Raw genomic sequence first — 19,998 nt, 5'->3', positions numbered from 1 at the left:
CGCGCACAAGGCGCCGCCGAGATCCTCGGAGAAACCGAAGTCCACGGGTGTTCGATTGAACGGCGAAGGTGCGCCGCACTTCGATAGCTGCTCAACATGGCGGCTGTCCCTATGCTTGGCACTGTCAAAGACCAGAGTCCGGCGGTGCGCTGGTCAGATAGGCTACGAGAGCGCCGTCGACCCGCCGGTCGCAGCCGCCGGCGGTTTATCGTGTAGAGCCACTCTGTCGAGCTTCCTAGCCGCTGCTAAGTCGGTGGACGTGCGTTTTTTAAGGGATTGGTGAAGAGATTTACAACCTATCGTCGTTAGATGGAGGCAGCCGAAAGGAAATGGTGGAGCACCAATGCAATCAATTTTGGCCCCCACACTTCAAGCGGCACTTGAGGCACAGGCGCTACGAGAAGGTCTCTTGACGCGGGATGACTATGTCTATGGAGAACTCCACGATTTTTCAGACGCGGTCAAAGGACTCGGTCAGAATTCACAAATCCTCTCCTACCTCTGCCTATTTCCAGAGATTGAGGGGACGGAGTCTGAATTCAGGTTGGAGGGACTGGCCTCTCGAGCTGGATTCCAATATCGGTCCGTTTCGCCCCGTATTATCAGGGCTTCGCAGTTGTCGGAAACAATTGGCATCCACGAGGAGGCGATCAGCGCCCTCATGACGGAGTGCCACGATCGCGCCTATCGGTCATTCGAAGAGCAGCGAAACCAAATTCTTCCAATTCTACACGCTTCTTTGGTCAAAGAAAGAATGAGCGCGACGGCGAGGCTCCGTCGCAATGCGACTTTCTACACCGGGAACACAATGATCAAGGAGGCGGCACTCGGGGCGGTCGATTTGTTGACCAATTGGTACGCAAGAGATCTATCCGCATCTCCCTGGGGCTACGGCATTGGCTTTGAAGAGGCCCTAGCAAAGTTCGAAGGCATTCCTGAAGTTTTGCTTCGAGATCCAGACTTCGAACTCTGGCTCGACAAGTTGGACGATTTTTACGTCAGGCATTTTGCGACGATTTTCTGGTCTGCCGTCGAGGAAAAGGCCTTGGCTGCAGGAAGCCCAGGAGCCAGGCTTCCCTATGTTTCGCCTCAAAAAAAGGAAGAAGCAGCAGGTCTAGCTGCTTTAGTTTCTGTGAGTTTCCGTGACGAGTTGCGCGTTGTTCCTGATCCTAGAGGGATAGAGGAAGCAATCGAAATGGCAAATTCTCGCGAAATGTCCAGACTACGCGAGAGAATTTTCGAGTGGCTGTCCGAGGTGGGAAGTCGCGACCCATCGGTTGAAACCAGGATCCGGGCTGACATTAAAAAGGCATCCCGTGAGATCAAGTTTTTGGCGCGATATAAGGAACTGAACGCAAGCCCTTGGTTCTTTACCGCTAAATTGGCCATCGGGCGGATTCCGGTGCTTGGAGATGTTGTTTCGGTGTTGGAGTACGGCTTGAACTGGTACGAAAGCGTCGCCACACAGAAGAACATCTGGGTCTCGGTTAAGGAGCCACAATAGAGGAGTGGCTCTTGTTCGCCGAATTGGCGACTCGGTGGCGACTGGCTATCCCGCGATGGGCAAGAAAGTTTCGGCTAAATATCTGATTTTAAATGGTGAGCGCGCAGGGATTCGAACCCTGGACCTACTGATTAAAAGTCAGTTGCTCTACCGGCTGAGCTACGCGCTCCCTGGCCGCGGCCGTGAAGCCCGGCGGAAGTGGGCGGACATATGCACGCGTGTTTCCCGCCGGTCAACCGAAAAATTGCGATTTTCCCGAACAAAGGGGCAGGCACCATGATCGCCAAAAGGTGATTGGTATCATTATGATCCTGCGGCTAAGGGATAGCCCAAATGCCGCGTGCCGGAGTTCTTGCCGTTGTCGATTGCCGATATTTCCATCTGGACCGCCGTTCTTGCCGGCGCGCTCTCGTTCCTGTCGCCCTGCGTCCTGCCTCTGGTGCCGCCGTATCTCTGCTATATGGCCGGCGTCTCGGTCGACCAGTTTCGCAGCGGCGATGCGGCGACGATCGGCAGCACCAGGCGGGCGGTTCTGCCGGCGGCGCTGCTCTTTACGCTCGGTTTTGCCACCGTCTTCGTGGCGCTCGGGGCAGGGGCTTCGTCCATCGGCCTGCTTCTCAGGCAGCATATGGATCTGCTGTCGCGGGTCGGCGGCGTCATTATCATCATCATGGGCCTGCATTTCCTCGGCGTGTTCAAGATCGGCTTGCTGGCGCGCGAAGCCCGCTTTCAGGGCGGCGGCAAGCCGGCGACGCTCTCGGGCGCCTATATCATGGGGCTGGCCTTTGCCTTTGGCTGGACGCCCTGCATCGGCCCGGTGCTCGGAACGATCCTCGGCGTTGCCGCTGCGCGCGACACCGTCGGCGACGGCGCCCTGTTGCTCGCGATCTATTCGCTGGGTCTCGCCGTACCGTTCTGGATCGCGGCTGCCTTTTCAGGCTCGTTCATGCGCTTCCTCTTCCGCTTCCGCCGCCATCTCGGCCTGATCGAGAAGCTGATGGGCGGGCTTCTGGTGCTTGCCGGCCTTGCATTCCTGTTCGGTTTCATCAGTTCCGTTGCCATCTGGTTCCAGCAGACCTTCCCGATCCTGATGAAAATCGGCTAGGGCATTCCCTCGTATTTCGGAATCACTTTTCGACAGGACTGGCCTAATGCTCGGGCTCTGACCTGGGCTAGGCGTGTCGCCCTGGCGCGACCGCGTGCGGGGGAAACGAAAGTGGCAAGGGCGGGGTGGAGACATGACGGAAATCGCGGGCCTGGTGCTGCCCTTCTTCGGCTTGATCTTCCTGGGCTACTTGACGGCGCGCTTCGTCCATCATCCGGGCGAAGCGATGGGGTGGCTGAACACCTTCATCATATACCTCGCGCTGCCGGCTCTGTTCTTCAAGCTTGTGTCGCGCACGCCGATCGAGCAACTCGCGCGGGCTGACTTTATCCTGACCACTGTCGGGGCGACCTACATCGTCTTTTCGCTGATATTTCTGGTCGGCGTCTACGTGCGACGCAACTCCATTGCTGAGGCGACGATCCAGGGCTTTGGCGCAGCCTATGGCAATATCGGCTACATGGGGCCGGGCCTGGCGCTTCTGGCGCTCGGAGACGCGGCCGCGGTGCCGGTGGCGCTGATTTTCAGCTTCGAGAACGCAGCGCATTTTGCCGTCGCCCCGGCGATGATGGCAATTGCCGGTGGCCGGCAGGAAAAGCCGCTGGTGCTTGCCGCGAGTGTCGCGCGCAAGATCATCCTTCACCCATTCATACTGGCGACGCTTGCCGGCGTCGTTGCCGCTTTCTTCGCCGTCCAGCCGCCGGTGCCCATGCAGAGGCTGATCGACTATCTCGCCCAATGCGCGGCACCCTGTGCGCTCTTTGCCATGGGCGTTACCCTGGCGCTCCGGCCAATCAAGCGCATTCCGGTCGAGATCGGCTACATCGTGCCGGCAAAGCTCGTGCTGCATCCGATCATCATGTTTGTGGCGATGAGCCTGACGGGCAATTACGACCCGATCTGGGTCCAGACCGCCGTCCTGCTTGCGGCACTGCCGACAGCGACCAACGTCTTCGTCATCGGTCATCAATATGGCGTCTGGCAGGAGCGGGCTTCGGCGACGATCCTGATCACCACGACACTGTCGGTGGCGACGGTGACGGGTCTCCTTTACCTGATCCGCTCAGGCGCTCTTCCGACCGATCTTTTCCCTTAAGCCATCCTTAAGCGCGTTGAGGGCGCTGCCCGGATGGACGCCCTCGCGCATCATGAGGCTACGCAGCGGTCCGACGGCGGACAGCACGTGAAGGCCGAGCGCCCGCAACGCCTGGACAGGCAGGAAGCCTGAGAGCAGCGAGCGGTTGAGGAGGTCAACACTCGCCGTGCGGCTGACAATGTCGAGACGCCGACGGCTGTCGAAACGGTTGCCGGTATCGGCGGCGAGCGATTCTCCCTTCGGCGCGCCGATGAGTTCGACGAGCGTCATCACGTCGCGCAGGCTGAGGTTGAGCCCCTGCGCGCCGATCGGCGGGAAGGCGTGCGCCGCCTCGCCGAGAAGCACAACGCGCCCCTTGCCGAACCGCTGCGCCGTCATGCCCGAAAGCGGGAAGGACTGCGGCGTGCCCTCGACAGTCACCTTGCCGAGGATCGATTGCATCCGGTCCTCGACGGCGCGCGACAGCGCGGCAAGATCCAGCGACAGCGTTTGTGTGGCATCGTCGGGCTTGCGCACCCAGACAAGGCTGGAGCGGTTGCCGGGCAGGGGCACTTGCGTGAAAGGACCGCTTTCGGTGTGGAACTCGGTCGAAATGTTTTGGTGCGGCAGCTCATGCGCAAAATTGAGGACGACCGCCGTTTGTGGATAGGACCAGGTGCTGGCGGAGATGTTTGCAGCCTCTCGCACCGGCGAACGGCGACCGTCGGCACCGACGAGCAGATCGGCGCTGCAGCGGCCGCCATCGGCAAGCTCGATCGTCGCGGCCGTATCGGAGAGGTCGAAGCCGATTGCCGAGGTCGTAATGCGCGTTAGCGTGGGGCTCGCTTCTGCCCGCTGCCTGAGGATGTCGATAAAGGGCGCATTCGGGATATTGTAGCCGAAGGCGTCGAACCCGACCTCGGAGGCCCGGAAGTTGACTGGCGGCGCACGCAGGAGCCGATTGGTGCCGTCGAGGATGCGCATGGTGGAAAGCGGCGCCGTCAGCGGCTCGATCTTCTCCCAGAGCTCCAACGCCTTCAGATACGTGATCGACTGGTCCATCAGAGCCGTGGTGCGGCCATCGGCAACCGCCGCCTCCGGGCCGATCAGCGCAACGCGGTAGCCGGCGTCGGCAAGCGCAATGGCGGCGAGCGATCCGGCAAGCGCGGCACCGATGATGGCGATGTCGTAGTGATCCATGGTGCAGCAAGCCCTTTCCGCGCGCATTGGGGCCCCTTGATCTGGCCTCGATCATACCTCTAGTCGCGGGCGAGCGCGAAATAAATGGGTAGAATCAGCGCAGAAGCAATTTGAACGTGTCCACAGGACAATGTGGCGAACGGAGGCTGCAACGCTTGAATTTTAGTGGCGATGCGTTGCAAAGGGTGCATATTACGCCCAATGCGCCGCAGAGCGGCCGCGGTGGGCTTCCACGCCCGCACGGGGAAAACAATAGGGGTAGGCGTCGTCCGCTAATGAAGTTCTTTAACTACAGACGAGTTCCCTACGCCGAGATCCGCGCCTTCTCCGTGCATATCTTGACTGCTTCGGGATCGTTCCTTGCCTTCCTGGGCGTGGTGGCTGCCGCTGAACATCGCTTCGTCGATATGTTCTGGTGGCTGGGACTTGCTCTGTTCGTCGACGGTATCGATGGCCCCATCGCGCGCAAGGTGCGGGTCAAGGAAGTGCTGCCCAACTGGTCTGGCGACACCCTCGACAACGTCATCGACTACGTGACCTATGTCTTGCTGCCGGCTTTCGCGCTCTATCAGAGCGGCATGATCGGCGAGCCCTGGTCCTTCGTGGCGGCCGGTGCGATCGTCGTGTCGAGCGCGATCTACTATGCCGACATGGGCATGAAGACGGACGAGTACTTCTTCTCCGGGTTTCCTGTCGTCTGGAACATGATCGTCTTTACGCTGTTCGTCATCCAGGCGAGCGAACTGACGGCGTCGATCGTTGTCTTCGTGTCGGTGGCCCTGACCTTCCTGCCGATCAACTTTCTCCATCCGGTCCGGGTGCAGCGGCTGCGGCCACTCAATCTCGGCATATTCTTCGCCTGGTCGGCGCTGGGCATCTACGCGTTGCTGCTGCATTTCGCGACGCCCGCCTGGGTCGTGACCGGTTTTGTCGTAACGGGCATCTATCTCTATGTGATTGGCTTCGTGCTGCAGATTTTCCCAAGTCTCGGCCGGAAATAGGAGCAGGCAATGGCGCAGGCGATTGTGGTACGCGAACTTGGTGGACCTGAGGTCCTGAAACTCGAGGGCGTCACTCTTTCGCCACCGGGGCCGGGCGAGGTGCAGATTCGCCAGGCCGCCGTTGGCCTCAACTTCATCGACGTCTACTTCCGCACCGGCCTCTACAAGTCGGCCTCGGGCCTGCCCTTCGTGCCGGGCAAGGAAGGCGCGGGCACCGTGACCGCCGTCGGCGACGGCGTCAGCCTGTTTTCAGTCGGCGACCGTGTCGCCTATGCTTCGGCTGACGGTGCCTATGCCAGCGAGCGCAATGTCGATGCTTCGCAGCTCGTCAGGGTGCCGGATGGCATCAGCCTTGAGACCGCGGCCGCGATGATGCTGAAGGGCATGACGGCGCAATATCTGCTCAACCAGACCTATCAGGTCGGTCCGGGCACGACGATCCTGTTTCACGCCGCCGCCGGTGGTGTCGGCCTCATCGCCGGGCAATGGGCAAAGGCGCTCGGTGCGACGGTCATCGGCACTGCGGGATCGCAGGACAAGATCGATCTGGCGCTGGCGCACGGCTACGACCACGTGATCAACTACCGCACCGACGATTTCGTCGCTCGCGTCAAGGAATTGACGGACGGCCGCGGCGTCGACGTTGTCTACGATTCCGTTGGTCGCGACACCTATCCGGCTTCGCTCGATTGCCTGAAGCCGCGCGGCCTATGGGTCTCCTTCGGCAATTCGTCCGGCCCGGTAGACGCGTTCAGCATCGGCATTCTCGCGCAGAAGGGGTCGATTTTCGCGACGCGTCCGACACTCTTTGGTTACGTCGCCACGCGGCCTGCGCTGGAAGCGTGTGCAAATTCCCTGTTTGATATTGTGCAAAGCAACAAAGTGCGTATCAATATAAATCAGACTTATCCGCTTGCCGATGCCGGTCGGGCGCATACGGATCTTGAGACAAGAAAAACGAGTGGAACAACACTGCTGATTCCGTGATCGAAGCCCTAAGGCGGACGCGGATCGACAGAGGGGAAAGAGGGCAGCGTGCCTGTTGAGGGAGTAGCGGCGAACGGTCACCTGTTGACTGTGAGCAACCTGACGAAATTGTTTGGCAGCTTTGCAGCCTGCAATGGGATCAATCTGCAGATTGAACCGGGCGAGATCCACGCCCTTCTCGGCGAAAACGGTGCCGGAAAATCGACACTGGTGAAGATGCTGTTCGGCGTCCTGGCGCCGACGGCCGGCGAGATCCACTGGCAGGGCCAGAGCGTGCGCATTGCCAATCCGGCCGCGGCCCGCAAGCTCGGCATCGGCATGGTTTTTCAGCATTTTTCGCTGTTTGAGGCGCTGACTGTCGCTGAGAACATTGCGCTTTCCTTGGATGCGAACATCTCCCTTGCCAAGGTCGCGGACGAGGCCTCGCGGCTGTCGCATGCCTATGGCCTTCCGCTCGACTCGAAGGCACATGTGGCCGATCTCTCGGTTGGTGAACGCCAGCGCATCGAGATCGTACGCGCGCTGCTGCAGAACCCGCGGCTCATCATTCTCGATGAGCCGACCTCCGTGTTGACGCCACAGGAAGCGGACCGCCTTTTCGAGACGCTCTACAAGCTGAAGGCCGAAGGGCGCTCGGTTCTTTATATCAGCCATCGGCTCGAGGAAGTTCAGCGCATCTGCGATCGCGCGACGGTGCTGCGCCACGGCAAGGTGACCGGGGCCTGCGATCCGAAGGCGGAGACGCCTTCGTCCTTGGCGCGCATGATGGTCGGCGGCGATGTGGCGGCCGTAAGCGCGGCGGGTACCAGCACCAAGGGGCAGGTTCAGCTCGAGGCCCGCCATCTGACGGTGCCCGCGCGCACGCCCTTTGCCGTGTCGCTGAAGAACATCTGTCTCAAGGTGCATGCCGGCGAAGTGCTGGCTATCGCCGGAGTGGCCGGCAACGGCCAGGGCGAGCTTTTCGATGCCTTGTCCGGCGAGTATCCGGTTGCCGACGACAATGCGGTGCAGATCCGGCAGAAGTCCGTCGGCAGCAAGAACATCAATACGCGCCGTCTGATGGGCGCCGGTTTCGTTCCCGAAGAGCGCCACGGTCACGCGGCCGTGTCGGCACTACCGCTTTCAGACAATCTGGTGCTGGCCCGCAGCCGCTCGGACGCCAAGGCGTTTCTCGGCGGCGGTTTCCTCAACATCATCCGGCGCGATGCCGTCGCAAGCGCTGCAAAGCGCATTTCCGAGGCGATGGACGTGCGCAAGAGCGGCGAAGACCCGCCGGCAGGCTCTCTGTCGGGCGGAAACCTGCAGAAATTTATCGTCGGTCGAGAGCTTGACCGCCAGCCGAGCGTGCTCGTCGTCAACCAGCCGACCTGGGGCGTGGACGCGGGCGCCGCAAGCCGCATTCGCCAGGCGCTGGTCGATCTCGCCAAGGCGGGCTCGGCGGTGCTCGTGATCAGCCAGGATCTCGACGAAATCTTCGAAGTGGCGACGGAAATCGCCGTCATCAGCGATGGGCGGCTTTCCGATCCCTATCCGGCGCAGGAGCTTTCGCGCGAAAAGATCGGTCTCCTGATGGGCGGCATGTACGGCAAGACGGAAGGCACGGAGGCCGCGCATGCGCATTGAACTGGAAAAGCGCGCCAAGGTCTCCACGCTGTTTTCGATCCTGTCGCCGTTCATCGCCTTCCTGCTGACGATCGTCTTCGGCGGCATCATGTTCGCGCTGCTCGGCAAGAACCCGGTCATGGCGCTCTACAGCTTCTTCGTCGAGCCCTTGAGCGAAGTCTGGTCGCTGCACGAACTGGCGATCAAGGCGGCACCTTTGATCCTGATTGCCGTCGGACTGTCCGTCTGTTTTCGCTCCAACAACTGGAATATCGGCGCCGAGGGCCAGTTCATCATGGGCGCGATCGCCGGTTCGATCCTGCCGGTCGTCTTTTATGACTGGCAGTCGCCCCTGGTGCTGCCGCTGATGATGCTGATGGGCATGCTCGGCGGTGCGCTCTTTGCCGCCATCCCCGCCTTCCTCAAGGCGCACATGAACACCAACGAGATCCTGACGAGCCTGATGCTGGTCTATGTCGCACAGCTCTTCCTCGACTGGCTGGTGCGCGGTCCCTGGCGCAATCCCGGCGGCATGAACTTTCCCGAAACGCGAACCTTTGCCGCCGACGCGATCCTACCGGAGATGATTGCATCGGGACGGACCCATTGGGGCTTCGCCTTCGCGATCATCGCGGCAATCCTCGTGTGGTTCATGATGCGCTACACGCTGAAGGGCTTCGAGATTTCCGTTCTCGGCCAGTCGGCGCGGGCAGGGCGCTTTGCCGGCTTCTCGTCGCGGCGGATGATCTGGTTCTCGATGCTGCTTTCGGGCGCTTTCGCCGGGCTTGCCGGCATTTCCGAAGTCAGCGGCGCGATCCAGCAGCTGCGCCCGGTCATCTCGCCCGGCTACGGCTTTACCGCCATCATCGTCGCCTTCCTCGGTCGCCTCAATCCGCTTGGCATCGTTGCCGCGGGCCTGGTTCTGGCGCTGACTTATCTTGGCGGCGAGGCCGCACAGCTTTCGATTGGCGTTTCGGAAAAGGTGACGCGCGTTTTCCAGGGGCTGTTGCTGTTCTTCGTGCTCTCCTGCGACACACTCATTCACTACCGCATCCGGCTGGTCTTCGATCGATTGACCGGCAAGAACCCCGAGGGGAGCCGCTGATGGGTATCGTTGAAGCGATCCTTCTGAGCGTCATCACCGCCGCAACCCCGCTGGTGCTGGCTGCAATCGGCGAACTGGTGACCGAGCGATCCGGCGTCCTCAATCTCGGTGTCGAGGGCATGATGATCATGGGGGCGGTCTCCGCCTTCGCGATCACCCAGATGACCGGATCGCCCTATCTCGGCATGCTTGGCGGCGTCGCCTGCGGCGCGCTTTTTTCGCTGCTCTTCGGCTTCCTGACGTTGACGCTGGTCGCCAACCAGGTGGCGACTGGTCTTGCCCTGACGTTGCTCGGGATCGGCGTCTCCGGCATGCTCGGCGAGAGCTTCCTCGGCATCCAGGGCATCAAGCTGCAGCCGATCGCCATTCCGCTGCTGTCTGACATTCCCTATCTCGGCCCGCTCCTTTTTCATCAGGACATCATTTTCTATCTTTCGATCGCGATCGTCGCCGGCGTGAACTGGTTCCTGTTTAAGAGCCGCGCCGGCCTCAAGCTTCGCGCTGTCGGCGACAGCCATGCATCGGCCCATGCGCTCGGTGTCAACGTCATCCGCACGCGCTATCTTGCTGTGATGTTCGGCGGCGCCTGTGCCGGTCTGGCCGGCGCGCAGCTGTCATTGGTCTATACGCCGCAATGGGTGGAGAACATGTCGGCCGGTCGCGGCTGGATCGCGCTGGCACTGGTCGTCTTTGCGTCATGGCGGCCGTGGCGGCTCGTGGCAGGCGGCTACCTTTTCGGCGCCGTCTCGATCAGCCAGCTGCATGCCCAGGCCTTCGGCATCGGCATTCCCTCGCAGTTCCTGTCGTCGCTTCCCTATCTCGCGACGATCGTTGTGCTCATTCTCATTTCCCATAACCGGCGCATGACCTTGATCAACACGCCGGCATCGCTCGGCAAACCGTTTGTGCCGGACCGGTAAAAGCAAGCATTTCAGACGGACATTTCTCAAACCGACAGAGGTCAAGAAAATGAAGAAACTACTGCTCGTCCTCGCAAGCACCGCGGCCGCGATCGGCTTTGCCACGGGTGCAAGCGCCCAGGAAAAGGCCAAGATCTGCTTCGTCTACGTCGGTTCGAAGACCGATGGCGGCTGGACCCAGGCGCACGACATCGGCCGCCAGGAACTGGAAAAGGCGCTTGGCGACAAGATCGAGACGCAGTTCCTTGAAAACGTGCCGGAAGGTCCGGATGCGGAACGCGCCATCGAGCGTCTGGCACGCTCGGGTTGCGGCCTGATCTTCACCACGTCCTTCGGCTTCATGGACGCGACGATCAAAATCGCCGAGAAGTTCCCGGACGTGAAGTTCGAGCATGCAACCGGCTACAAGACCGCGGCGAACGTCGCGACCTACAACAGCCGCTTCTACGAAGGCCGCTACATCCAGGGCCAGATCGCCGCCAAGCTGTCGCAGAAGGGTGTCGCCGGTTACATCGCCTCCTTCCCGATCCCGGAAGTGGTGATGGGCATCAACTCCTTTGTCATTGGCGCCCGTTCGGTCAACCCGGACTTCAAGATCAAGGTCGTGTGGGCAAACACCTGGTTTGACCCGGGCAAGGAAGCCGATGCCGCCAAGGCGCTGGTCGACCAGGGCGTGGATATCCTGACCCAGCACACCGACACGACCGCTCCGATGCAGGTTGCCGCCGAGCGTGGCATCAAGGCCTTCGGCCAGGCGTCCGACATGATCAAGGCCGGCCCTGAGACCCAGCTGACGGCAATCGTCGATACCTGGGGCGCCTACTACATCAAGCGCACGCAGGCATTCCTCGACGGCAAGTGGGAAACGACTTCGAGCTGGGACGGCCTGAAGGACGGCATCCTGACGATGGCGCCCTACACCAACATGCCTGACGACGTTAAGAAGCTGGCCGAGGAAACCGAAGCCAAGATCAAGTCGGGCGAACTGAAGCCCTTCACCGGCCCGCTAAAGAAGCAGGACGGCAGCGAGTGGCTTGCAGCCGGTGCGTCGTCTGACGACGGCACGCTGCTCGGCATGAACTTCTACGTCGAAGGCGTCGACGACCAGCTGCCGAAGTAAGCGGTATCGTTAACGAGAGAGCCGACAAACCCCGCCGAAACGCGGGGTTTGTTGTTTCTGGCGCGCATAGGTTGCTGCCGCCTTTCGCACTGCGCGGAATGCGATTTTGTGCCCGTGCCGGGGCTTTCCGGAATCGGCAGTTCAAACTACATTCGTTGCACAAAATGACGTGTTCCCCGTCTCGTATGCGGGGAGCCTTTGGTGGCAGGCATCAGGCAGGGGAGTGCCTGGAGGAGATCGATTGAACAGGAGTTTGCTGGAAACCGTGGTGTCCGGCTCGCGCAAGCGAACGAGCCACGCACACGTCGTCGACCAACTTGGAAAGGCGATCATATCCGGCGAGTTTCCAGTGGGGTCGATCCTGCCGGGGGATCCGGAACTCGCAGCGCGCTTCAAGGTATCGAGGACGGTGCTGCGCGAGGCGATGAAGACGTTGGCCGCCAAGGGGCTGGTCGTGCCGCGCGCGCGCATCGGAACCCGCGTGACGCCACGCAACGACTGGAACCTGTTCGACAGCGATATCCTCACATGGCATTTCGAATGCGGCGTCGACGAAGATTTCCTCTACCACCTCAGTGAAGTGCGCCTGGCCTTCGAGCCGCATGCCGCAGCGCTTGCCGCACGCAACGCCTCGGAAGCCGAGATCAGCCGCATGATGCGTCTGGCCGTCGCCATGGGCGAACTGGGTCATACGGCCGAGAGCCTCGCTGTCGCGGACCTGAAGTTCCATCTTGCCGTTGCCGAGGCCTCCGGAAATCCCTTCATGCGAACCGTCGGCGGCTTGATCGAGGCAGCTCTGGTCGGCGTCTTCAAGCTGAGCTCGCCCGTCGCCGAAAAAGGCGGCATCGACGATGTCGCTCGCAATCATATTCGCATCGTTGAGGAAATCGGCCGGCGCGACGAAATGGGTGCGCGGCTCGCGATGGAGAATGTGATCAAGATCGGCCGGGAGCGTGTTCGCAGCGCCCTGCACAAACACAACTGATCCAACGCTGGTCGGCATTGTTCAAGAAACGAATGCTTGCCGCATTCAATGTTCAAAAGATTGCATCGATTTCAACGCTTGCGCTTGCTCAGATCGTTCGCTGGCCTTATCTGGTGAAGGGCCGTTCCTCGCGGAGCGGCTTTCGTCAACGGTGATCTGGAGACCATGTCCGAGTTTTTTGTCATTTTCGTCCTGCTTTTGATCAATGCATTTTTTGCTCTCTCGGAAATGGCAATCGTCTCGGCAAGCAAGCCCATGCTTCGCCAGATGGCAAAACAGGGAAATCAGCGCGCCGAAGTGGCGCTGAGGCTTGCTGAAGATCCTGGCAAGTTCCTGTCCACGGTGCAGGTTGGCATCACCCTTGTCGGCACGTTGGCCGGCGCATACGGCGGCGCGACGATCGCGGCAAAATTCGCCCCCTTGCTTGATGAGATCGCCTGGATCCATCCCTACGGCAACACGGTCGCGCTCGTGCTTGTCGTCACGCTCATCACGTTCCTGTCCGTGGTCATCGGCGAGCTCATTCCGAAGCAGCTGGCGCTGAAAAACTCCGAGGCGCTGGCGATGTTTGTCGCGCGCCCGATGCTTCTTCTGTCGCGGATTGCAGCTCCGGTCGTCTACCTCTTCGAGACCGCGGCGTCGCTCGCCATGCGTCTGCTTGGCATTCGTCCGGATGATCCCGACCATGTGACCGAGGAGGAAGTCCACGCGATCATGGCCGAAGGCGTCGAAAGTGGTGCCATTGAGAAGTCGGAGCACGAAATGCTGCGCCGGATCATCCGGCTCGGCGACCGGAACGTGAAGTCGATCATGACCCATCGCACCGAGGTGAGCTTCATCGACGTCAACGACAGCCTGGAGATGGTTGGCCGCAAAATTACCCAGTTCGGCCATTCTCGCTATCCGGTGGTCGATGGGCCGAGCGGCGAAGTTCTCGGCGCGGTTCTGGCGAAGGAAATCCTGAACGCTCCGACATCCGGTGCGTTCGACGTGCGCAAGTACATCAAGGAAATTCACACGCTGCCGGAGACGGCGTCGTGCCTGAAGGCCTTGGAAGCCTTCAAGGCGTCGAGCATCAACATGGCGATGATTGTCGACGAGTATGGAAGCACCGAGGGCATCATCACCATCGCCGACATCCTCGAAGCGATCGTCGGCGTGCTGCCGTCGAACTACGATGACATTGAGCATGCCCTGATCCGCCAGCGCGAAGACGGCAGCTACCTGGTCGACGGCCGTACGCCCATCGACGAAATCCATCTGACGATCGGTATCGAGGGGATCGATGCCGACGGCAACTTCGAGACGATCGCCGGTTTCCTCGTGCAGCAATTGCGCAAGACGCCGGAGGAGGGCGATATTGCGATCGCCCACGGTTATCGCTTCGAGGTGATCGATATGGACGCCCGTCGTATCGACAAGATCCTGGTCAGCCGCAGCGACGAAGTCGCCAACTGATTGCGATCTATTGAGATCGTGGTTCGGGCGCCTCTGCCTGGGCCGAGGGCAACATTTCTCCTGGAGCACGCGTTTGCGTGCTTCCCCCTGATCGATGCTGGCAAAGCTCGGCAGCGACCTTTCAGATCAAGCGCGGTGTGGTGGGCTCTCGTCTCGTGGACCGACAGAGGGGCGAACCGTGATGGGGATCGCGCCCGTCTCTGATTTCAGCGCAGTCTCAGGATGTCGCAGGCGCCGCCAGCGGGGGCCTCTGGCGCGAACGGCGCACGCACGATCAGGCAATCAGACTGCGCAAAGACCTTCATCATCGACGAGTCCTGCCGCGAGAACGGGTGGGCGATCAGGCTTCCGTCATCGGCCCTGGAGAGCCGCGCGCGCACGTAGTCCTGCCGGAGGTCGTTGGCCGGCAGCGGGCTTGCCAGTCGCGCGGTCGCCATGCGCTCACGTCCCGGCAGGCGAGCAAGCTTGCGCAGCAGGGGTTCGAGGAAGAGCAGCGAGCAAACGAGGCTAGAGACCGGGTTGCCTGGCAAGCCAAGCACTGTAGCTGTGCCGAGTTGCCCCACCATCAGCGGCTTTCCCGGCCGCATCGCGATGCGCCAGAAATCAAGCGTCATGCCACAGGCAAGCAGCGTCGATTGGACCAGGTCATGGTCGCCAACCGAAGCACCACCAAGCGTCACGATCACGTCGGCATCCGCGGCCCGTGCCTGCGCGATCTTTGCCGCAATGGCGTCGCTTTCGTCGCTTGCGATGCCGAGATCGATCGCTTCGGCGCCATTCTCGCGTGCAATCGCCGCCACGCCGAAGCTGTTGGAGGCAATGATCTGGTCGTCGCCTGGAGCGCTGCCGGGAGGCAGCAGTTCGTCGCCGGTGGCAAGGATAGCGACACGGGGACGCCTGAAGACGGGGAGGCTCGCGTGATTCATGCCTGCGGCGAGCGTCAGCCGTCCTGCATCGAGCACGTCACCAGCCGAAAGCGCTGCTTCCCCGGCCGTAAAGTCCTGACCGGCCGCCCGGATGTGCCGGCCCTTGCCGGGCACGAATTTGGTTCGGACGCGGTTGCCGGGCAGGCGCTCGGTGTCTTCCTGGATGATCACCGTATCTGCGCCGGACGGCACCGGTGCGCCGGTGAAGATGCGCACGGCCTCACCAGGCTTAAGCTCACCCTTGAAACCATGGCCTGCCGCCGACTGGCCGATCACTGTCACTTCTGCGCCGATGGTGGCGATGTCGTCGTGGCGAACGGCATAGCCGTCCATCGCCGAATTGTCGAAGGCGGGGTGCGTAACGCGTGCCGGGATATCCTGCGACAGCACACGCCCAAGCCCGTCATTGAGGCCGACCAGCTCGCCCAGTTGCGGCGGATTGGCGCTGCGGAGGATTCGGTCGAGCGCGTCTTCGACGGATAGCAGCGACATGGCCCTATTTCCCTTCGCGCTGATAGTCGCCGGAGCGGCCGCCGGATTTGCTGACGAGCCTTATCCCGCCGATCTCCATCTCGCGATCGGCGGCCTTTGCCATGTCGTAGATCGTGAGACAGGCAACGCTCACCGAGGTCAGCGCTTCCATTTCGACGCCGGTGCGGCCCGTGAGCTTGGCAAGGGCTTCGACCCGAAGGCCCGGAAGACTGGGGTCGGGCGTGATGTCGACCGTCACCTTCGTCAGCATCAGCGGATGGCAGAGCGGAATGAGACTGGACGTCTGCTTGGCGGCCATGATGCCCGCGAGCCGGGCAGTGCCGATGACATCGCCCTTCTTGGCATCGCCTTCCAGGATGAGTGCCAGCGTTTCCGGCTTCATGCGGACATGGCCTTCGGCAACGGCGACGCGCACCGTTTCGGTCTTGTCGCCGACATCCACCATGTTCGCTTCGCCGCTGCCACCAAGATGTGTGAGCGTCGGCTTACCCATCACTCGGCCGCCACCGTGTTTGTCGCGCCGGTCAGGAGTGTGCGCGTGGCGGCCTCGACATCGCTCTTGCGCATCAGGCTTTCGCCAACAAGGAAGGTGGTGATTCCGCTCTTTTCCAACCGCTGGCAATCCTCGTGGGTGAAGATCCCGCTTTCACCGACGAGAAGGCGGTCGGCCGGCACCATCGCCGCGAGCTGTTCCGAAACGGCGAGATCGACCTCGAACGTCCTCAAATTGCGGTTGTTGATCCCGACGAGCGGCGAGGCGAGCATCAGCGCACGCTCCATCTCTTCTGCGTCGTGGACTTCAATGAGCACGTCCATGCCGAGCGCGAACGCCGCGTCCTCGAGCCGACGGGCGTCGTCGTCGCTAAGCGACGCCATGATCAAGAGGATGCAATCCGCACCCCAGGCCCGGGCCTCGAACACCTGATAGGTGTCGAACATGAAGTCCTTGCGCAGCGCCGGCAACGCACAGGCGGCGCGAGCTGCTTCAAGAAATGCCGGCGCACCCTGAAAACTCGGTGCGTCCGTCAACACCGAGAGACAGGCCGCACCACCGGCCTCATAGGCCTTGGCAAGTGCCGGCGGATCGAAGTCCGGGCGGATAAGGCCCTTGGAAGGGCTCGCCTTCTTGATCTCGGCGATCAGCCCGAACGCGTCCGCCTCTTTGCGCGCAATGAGGGCCTTGTGAAAACCGCGCGGAGCGGACTGCTCGGCGATTCGCGCCTTGAGCGCATCGAGCGAGACTTGCGATTTCGCAGCCGCGATCTCGTCGCGCTTGTAGGCTTCGATTTTGCGCAGGATATCCGTCATCTGCCGATCCTTCCTCAGGCCGCGTTCGAAACGCTGATCAGGCGCTGCAGCGCCGTCCTGGCGCCGCCGCTCGAAAGCGACTGGCGGGCGAGCGCCATGCCCTCCGTGAGGTCCTTCGCCCGTCCAGCTATCATCAGCGAAGCCGCTGCATTGGCAAGGGAAATGTCCCGGTAGGGGTTCTCGGCACCGTCGAGCACGGCTTGGAGCGCCACGGCATTGTGCGCGCCGTCGCCGCCCTTGAGCGCATCGAGCGTCACCGTCTCGAGGCCGAAATCGGCCGGCGTGAGGGTGAAGGTCGATATCTTGCCGTTTTCGAGTGCGGCGACTTCAGTCGTGCCGGTCGTGGTGATTTCGTCGAGGCCTTCGCCGTGAACGACCCATACGTTTTCCGAGCCGAGATCGCGCAGCACCTCCGCAAGCGGCTGAACCCACTGCGGTGCATAGACGCCGACGAGCTGGCGTTTCACGCCGGCCGGATTGGAGAGCGGACCGAGCAGGTTGAAGATGGTTCTCGTTCCGAGTTCCACCCGCGTCGGGCCGACATGGCGCATCGCCGAGTGATGCTGCTGGGCAAACATGAATCCGACACCGGCATCACGAATACACTGCGAAATGATTTCGGGGCCGATATCGAGCTTGACGCCGAGGCATGAAAGCGCGTCCGCGGTGCCCGACTTCGAGCTCAGGGCACGGTTTCCGTGTTTGGCGACCGGCACGCCGGCACCGGCAACAATCAGCGCAGCCAGCGTCGAGATATTGTAGGTTCCGGCACCGTCGCCGCCGGTCCCGACGATATCGACCGCGCCGGCCGGAGCCTCGACCGGCAGCATGCGGGCGCGCATCGCGCCGACCGCGCCGACGATCTCATCGACCGTTTCGCCGCGCACGCGCAGCGCCATCAGGAAGCCGCCGATCTGCGACGGCGTTGCCGCACCCGACATGATGATTTCGAAGGCGGCGCGCGCGTCCTCGCGGTTCAGCGGCTCGCGGGCGGCGACCTTGGCAACGAATGGTTTGAGATCACTCATCGTTCATTTCCTCGGAACCTACCGTTGTGCGAGTGCCGTCTCGGCGAGCGTCTGGTTGATCGAAACGCCGTAGGCGGCCTGCAGCGTTGCGACCATCTGGTCCAGGATATCTTCGCCGCTGACGCGCGCCAGCGCATCGATCTGGCGGCTGTCGTCCTGCAGGGCGTCTGCCGGGCCGGCATTTTCAACGGACGTTACCTGAAGCAGGACCTGTCCCTCGCCACCGAGGCCGGTTGCGTTGGCGATATGGCCGTTCGCGCCGGAGAAGGCGGCTGCGACCGCTGCGGGGCTGAGAGCAGCATCCGAGGTGGCGCGCGTCAGGCCGGTCTTGGTTTCGACAACGAGGCCAAGTTCGGTCGCGATGTCCGCTAGCTTTGCACCGTCCGTCAGGCGTTGCTTCAGTTCGCCGGCCCGCTTGGCCAGGGCCGCGCGCTGCTGCTCAGCCATCCAGTCGGCGCCGATCTCGTCGCGCGCCTCGTCGAGCGTGCGGTCGCGCGCGGGGACGACTTCGTCGAGGTCGAACCAGACATAGCCGTCCCGGCCGACGTTCACGGGCAGGGTCTCTGCGCCGACGTCCGCCTTGAACACTTCCTGCAGAAGAGCCGCTTGCTCCGGCAGGCCAGCGACTGCGTCGCCGTTCTTGTCCTTGCCGGTTGCATCGATTGCGTCGATCGTCACCAGCTTCAGCTTGAGCTGATCGGCCACTTCCTTGATCGGCGCGCCGGATGCCCGCTCGTCCTCGATCTTGTCGTGCAGGCGCATGACTTCTTCGCCCGCCGCGGAAAGGGCGATGTCCTGGCGCAGCTCGTTCTTGACCTCGTCTAGGCTGCGGACGGTTTCAGCGCGAATGTTCGTGACGCGCAGGATGACCGGGCCGAAAGCACCGTCGACAACCGGGGTCACGCCGCCGTCCGTTTGAACGGCAAAGGCCGCATCGGCGATCTTGGCGTCAGGCACGCGGTCCTTGGTGAAGTCCCCGAGAAGAACGTCCGCAGCGCTCTTGCCTTCGGCCTTGAAGAGATCATCGAAGCTCGTGCCCGAGGCAAGCTTGACCGAGGCAGCGTCAGCAGCTGCGCGCGACGGGAAGGCGAGCTGTTCGATGGTTCGCGATGCGGCCGTCCGGAAGCTGTCCTTGCGCCGGTCGTACTCAGTGCGGATCTCGTCGTCCGTCACGGCTGCCGTATCGGCAACGTCCGCCGGCTCGAGCTTCACGTAGCTGACCTTGCGGTATTCCGGTGCGCGGTAGTTGGCCTTGCGGCTGTCGTACCAGGGGGAAAGCACGTCATCGCCCGGCGCCTTGACCGCGTCTATGTTGGCGTTCGAGAGCAGCAGGTAGTCGACAGACCGCGTCTCGTGGCGGTACGCGCCGATGGCGTCGGTGAGGACCTTCGGAGCAGCATAGCCGTCGGACAGCGCGTCGACGATCTGCGAGCGGATCGCCGTCTGGCTCTGGCTGTTGATGTAATCCTGTTCGCGCAGGCCGGCATTGCGCAACACGCTCGAGAACGTCGTCCGGTCGAACTGGCCGTTGACGCTGTGGAATGCCGGGTCGTCGGCGATCAGCTTTGCAAGCCGATCCTGCGACAGGCCGAGGTTCATGTCGTTGGCAAGCTGGTCAAGCGCTGCACCGGCGACGATCTGCGAATAGACCCGCTGCTCGATGCCAAAGGCGCGAGCCTGCTGCGGCGTCAGCCGCGTGCCGATCTGGCGGGAGGCCTGCGCCAGCATTGTTTCGTAGGCAAGCCGGAATTCTGGCGCCTTCACCTTGACGTCGCCGACGGTCACCACCGCGTCCGTCTGGTTCGTCATTGTCAGCGATGAGCCGCCCCACACCATGAACGACAACACGAGAATGACTAGCAGGCCTTTGACGACCCAGGTCTGGGCGGCAGTTCTCAGGAATTCGAGCATGGGGGCAGAAACCTCGTTGTATTGCGGTGGCTGTTCGCCAAACGAGATCGTTCCTTAGAACAAACGAAACAGGAAATGAAGGGTTGTTTGCCGCAAATTGCGCCCATTTGCGGGATCGCGCGTCAGCGCAAAGTCTCCGGTTTTCAATGCCCGTCACCCTATATCCGGTGGAGCGCCCCCTCACGCGTGCCCACTGCGTCGGTCTGTCCCAAGGGCGTTGTCACACGGATGTCAGATTCATTAGCCGGCAATTGAAATTTATCTGTCACAT

17 protein-coding genes and 1 tRNA gene are annotated in these 19,998 nt (G+C 61.9%); 11 read left to right on the top strand and 7 right to left on the bottom strand.

Annotated elements, in window-relative coordinates; genetic code table 11:
• Nucleotides 1–343 precede the first annotated feature (343 nt).
• Nucleotides 344–1,504, top strand: a complete 1,161-nt coding sequence (locus VGO04_RS12440; RefSeq protein ID WP_327496262.1) for a hypothetical protein — start codon at nucleotides 344–346, stop codon at nucleotides 1,502–1,504.
• A 93-nt stretch (nucleotides 1,505–1,597) separates the two neighbouring features.
• Here the strand turns inward: VGO04_RS12440 and VGO04_RS12435 are convergent.
• Nucleotides 1,598–1,673, bottom strand: a tRNA-Lys gene (locus VGO04_RS12435).
• 189 nt (nucleotides 1,674–1,862) lie between these two features.
• On the opposite strand from VGO04_RS12435, the gene VGO04_RS12430 reads away from it, so the two are divergent.
• Together VGO04_RS12430 and VGO04_RS12425 are read left to right on the top strand one after the other, a co-directional pair.
• Nucleotides 1,863–2,609 (top strand): cytochrome c biogenesis CcdA family protein, encoded by a 747-nt coding sequence (locus VGO04_RS12430; protein WP_327496261.1) that lies wholly within the window; start codon nucleotides 1,863–1,865, stop codon nucleotides 2,607–2,609.
• 133 nt (nucleotides 2,610–2,742) lie between these two features.
• Complete coding sequence (locus VGO04_RS12425; RefSeq protein WP_327496260.1) at nucleotides 2,743–3,705, top strand: AEC family transporter; 963 nt, start codon at nucleotides 2,743–2,745, stop codon at nucleotides 3,703–3,705.
• Here VGO04_RS12425 and VGO04_RS12420 read toward each other — a convergent pair.
• Nucleotides 3,673–4,884 carry a UbiH/UbiF family hydroxylase gene (locus VGO04_RS12420; RefSeq protein WP_327496259.1) on the bottom strand — a complete coding sequence of 404 codons (1,212 nt, stop codon included), beginning with the start codon at nucleotides 4,882–4,884 and terminating at the stop codon, nucleotides 3,673–3,675. The genes VGO04_RS12425 and VGO04_RS12420 overlap by 33 nt on opposite strands.
• Nucleotides 4,885–5,159: 275 nt before the next feature.
• Here VGO04_RS12420 and pcsA point away from each other — a divergent pair, with 275 nt between their 5' ends.
• The 8 genes from pcsA (at nucleotide 5,160) to VGO04_RS12380 (ending at nucleotide 14,062) form a co-directional block, all read left to right on the top strand.
• Entirely contained in the window at nucleotides 5,160–5,885 is a 726-nt protein-coding gene (gene pcsA / locus VGO04_RS12415; protein WP_327496258.1) for a phosphatidylcholine synthase, read from the top strand.
• Nucleotides 5,886–5,894: 9 nt separating this feature from the next.
• On the top strand, nucleotides 5,895–6,872 hold the full coding sequence (locus tag VGO04_RS12410; protein ID WP_327496257.1) for a quinone oxidoreductase: 978 nt from the start codon (nucleotides 5,895–5,897) through the stop codon (nucleotides 6,870–6,872).
• 48 nt (nucleotides 6,873–6,920) lie between these two features.
• The gene (locus VGO04_RS12405; protein WP_327496256.1) at nucleotides 6,921–8,495 is read left to right on the top strand and encodes an ABC transporter ATP-binding protein; all 1,575 of its coding nucleotides are present in this window, start codon (nucleotides 6,921–6,923) and stop codon (nucleotides 8,493–8,495) included.
• The gene (locus VGO04_RS12400) at nucleotides 8,485–9,579 is read left to right on the top strand and encodes an ABC transporter permease (protein WP_327496255.1); all 1,095 of its coding nucleotides are present in this window, start codon (nucleotides 8,485–8,487) and stop codon (nucleotides 9,577–9,579) included. Before VGO04_RS12405 ends, VGO04_RS12400 begins: the two co-directional genes overlap by 11 nt.
• A complete protein-coding gene (locus VGO04_RS12395) occupies nucleotides 9,579–10,499 on the top strand; it encodes an ABC transporter permease (RefSeq protein WP_327496254.1) in 921 nt (306 codons plus the stop codon). Before VGO04_RS12400 ends, VGO04_RS12395 begins: the two co-directional genes overlap by 1 nt.
• Nucleotides 10,500–10,548: 49 nt before the next feature.
• Complete coding sequence (locus VGO04_RS12390) at nucleotides 10,549–11,619, top strand: BMP family ABC transporter substrate-binding protein (RefSeq protein WP_327496253.1); 1,071 nt, start codon at nucleotides 10,549–10,551, stop codon at nucleotides 11,617–11,619.
• 241 nt (nucleotides 11,620–11,860) lie between these two features.
• Nucleotides 11,861–12,604 carry a FadR/GntR family transcriptional regulator gene (locus VGO04_RS12385; protein WP_327496252.1) on the top strand — a complete coding sequence of 248 codons (744 nt, stop codon included), beginning with the start codon at nucleotides 11,861–11,863 and terminating at the stop codon, nucleotides 12,602–12,604.
• Nucleotides 12,605–12,769: 165 nt separating this feature from the next.
• Entirely contained in the window at nucleotides 12,770–14,062 is a 1,293-nt protein-coding gene (locus VGO04_RS12380; protein WP_327496251.1) for a hemolysin family protein, read from the top strand.
• A gap of 206 nt (nucleotides 14,063–14,268) precedes the next feature.
• Here the strand turns inward: VGO04_RS12380 and glp are convergent, their stop codons facing one another.
• The 5 genes from glp to VGO04_RS12355 are packed head-to-tail and all read right to left on the bottom strand — an operon-like array spanning nucleotide 14,269 to nucleotide 19,727.
• A complete protein-coding gene (glp, locus tag VGO04_RS12375) occupies nucleotides 14,269–15,480 on the bottom strand; it encodes a gephyrin-like molybdotransferase Glp (RefSeq protein WP_327496250.1) in 1,212 nt (403 codons plus the stop codon).
• A gap of 4 nt (nucleotides 15,481–15,484) precedes the next feature.
• Nucleotides 15,485–15,973 (bottom strand): cyclic pyranopterin monophosphate synthase MoaC, encoded by a 489-nt coding sequence (moaC, locus tag VGO04_RS12370; protein ID WP_327496249.1) that lies wholly within the window; start codon nucleotides 15,971–15,973, stop codon nucleotides 15,485–15,487.
• Nucleotides 15,973–16,788, bottom strand: a complete 816-nt coding sequence (gene trpC / locus VGO04_RS12365; protein ID WP_327496248.1) for an indole-3-glycerol phosphate synthase TrpC — start codon at nucleotides 16,786–16,788, stop codon at nucleotides 15,973–15,975. Before trpC ends, moaC begins: the two co-directional genes overlap by 1 nt.
• Before the next feature lie 14 nt (nucleotides 16,789–16,802).
• Entirely contained in the window at nucleotides 16,803–17,816 is a 1,014-nt protein-coding gene (trpD, locus tag VGO04_RS12360; RefSeq protein WP_327496247.1) for an anthranilate phosphoribosyltransferase, read from the bottom strand.
• Between the two features lie 18 nt (nucleotides 17,817–17,834).
• Nucleotides 17,835–19,727, bottom strand: a complete 1,893-nt coding sequence (locus VGO04_RS12355) for a peptidylprolyl isomerase (RefSeq protein WP_327496246.1) — start codon at nucleotides 19,725–19,727, stop codon at nucleotides 17,835–17,837.
• Nucleotides 19,728–19,998: the final 271 nt, after the last annotated feature.

Source organism: Ensifer sp., from assembly GCF_035999185.1.
In the GTDB taxonomy this organism is placed as follows: Bacteria; Pseudomonadota; Alphaproteobacteria; order Rhizobiales; family Rhizobiaceae; genus Ensifer.
The sequence above is the reverse complement of the archived record's forward strand: the minus strand, read 5'-3'. Positions and strand labels throughout refer to the sequence as shown.

Excerpts from the sequence above, each read along its gene's own strand:
- VGO04_RS12440 (WP_327496262.1), top strand. The coding sequence starts at position 344 with ATGCAATCAATTTTGGCCCCCACACTTCAAGCGGCACTTGAGGCACAG.
- VGO04_RS12425 (WP_327496260.1), top strand. The coding sequence starts at position 2,743 with ATGACGGAAATCGCGGGCCTGGTGCTGCCCTTCTTCGGCTTGATCTTC.
- VGO04_RS12420 (WP_327496259.1), bottom strand. The coding sequence starts at position 4,884 with ATGGATCACTACGACATCGCCATCATCGGTGCCGCGCTTGCCGGATCG.
- pcsA (WP_327496258.1), top strand. The coding sequence starts at position 5,160 with ATGAAGTTCTTTAACTACAGACGAGTTCCCTACGCCGAGATCCGCGCC.
- VGO04_RS12410 (WP_327496257.1), top strand. The coding sequence starts at position 5,895 with ATGGCGCAGGCGATTGTGGTACGCGAACTTGGTGGACCTGAGGTCCTG.
- VGO04_RS12400 (WP_327496255.1), top strand. The coding sequence starts at position 8,485 with ATGCGCATTGAACTGGAAAAGCGCGCCAAGGTCTCCACGCTGTTTTCG.
- VGO04_RS12395 (WP_327496254.1), top strand. The coding sequence starts at position 9,579 with ATGGGTATCGTTGAAGCGATCCTTCTGAGCGTCATCACCGCCGCAACC.
- VGO04_RS12390 (WP_327496253.1), top strand. The coding sequence starts at position 10,549 with ATGAAGAAACTACTGCTCGTCCTCGCAAGCACCGCGGCCGCGATCGGC.
- VGO04_RS12380 (WP_327496251.1), top strand. The coding sequence starts at position 12,770 with ATGTCCGAGTTTTTTGTCATTTTCGTCCTGCTTTTGATCAATGCATTT.
- glp (WP_327496250.1), bottom strand. The coding sequence starts at position 15,480 with ATGTCGCTGCTATCCGTCGAAGACGCGCTCGACCGAATCCTCCGCAGC.
- moaC (WP_327496249.1), bottom strand. The coding sequence starts at position 15,973 with ATGGGTAAGCCGACGCTCACACATCTTGGTGGCAGCGGCGAAGCGAAC.
- trpC (WP_327496248.1), bottom strand. The coding sequence starts at position 16,788 with ATGACGGATATCCTGCGCAAAATCGAAGCCTACAAGCGCGACGAGATC.
- trpD (WP_327496247.1), bottom strand. The coding sequence starts at position 17,816 with ATGAGTGATCTCAAACCATTCGTTGCCAAGGTCGCCGCCCGCGAGCCG.
- VGO04_RS12355 (WP_327496246.1), bottom strand. The coding sequence starts at position 19,727 with ATGCTCGAATTCCTGAGAACTGCCGCCCAGACCTGGGTCGTCAAAGGC.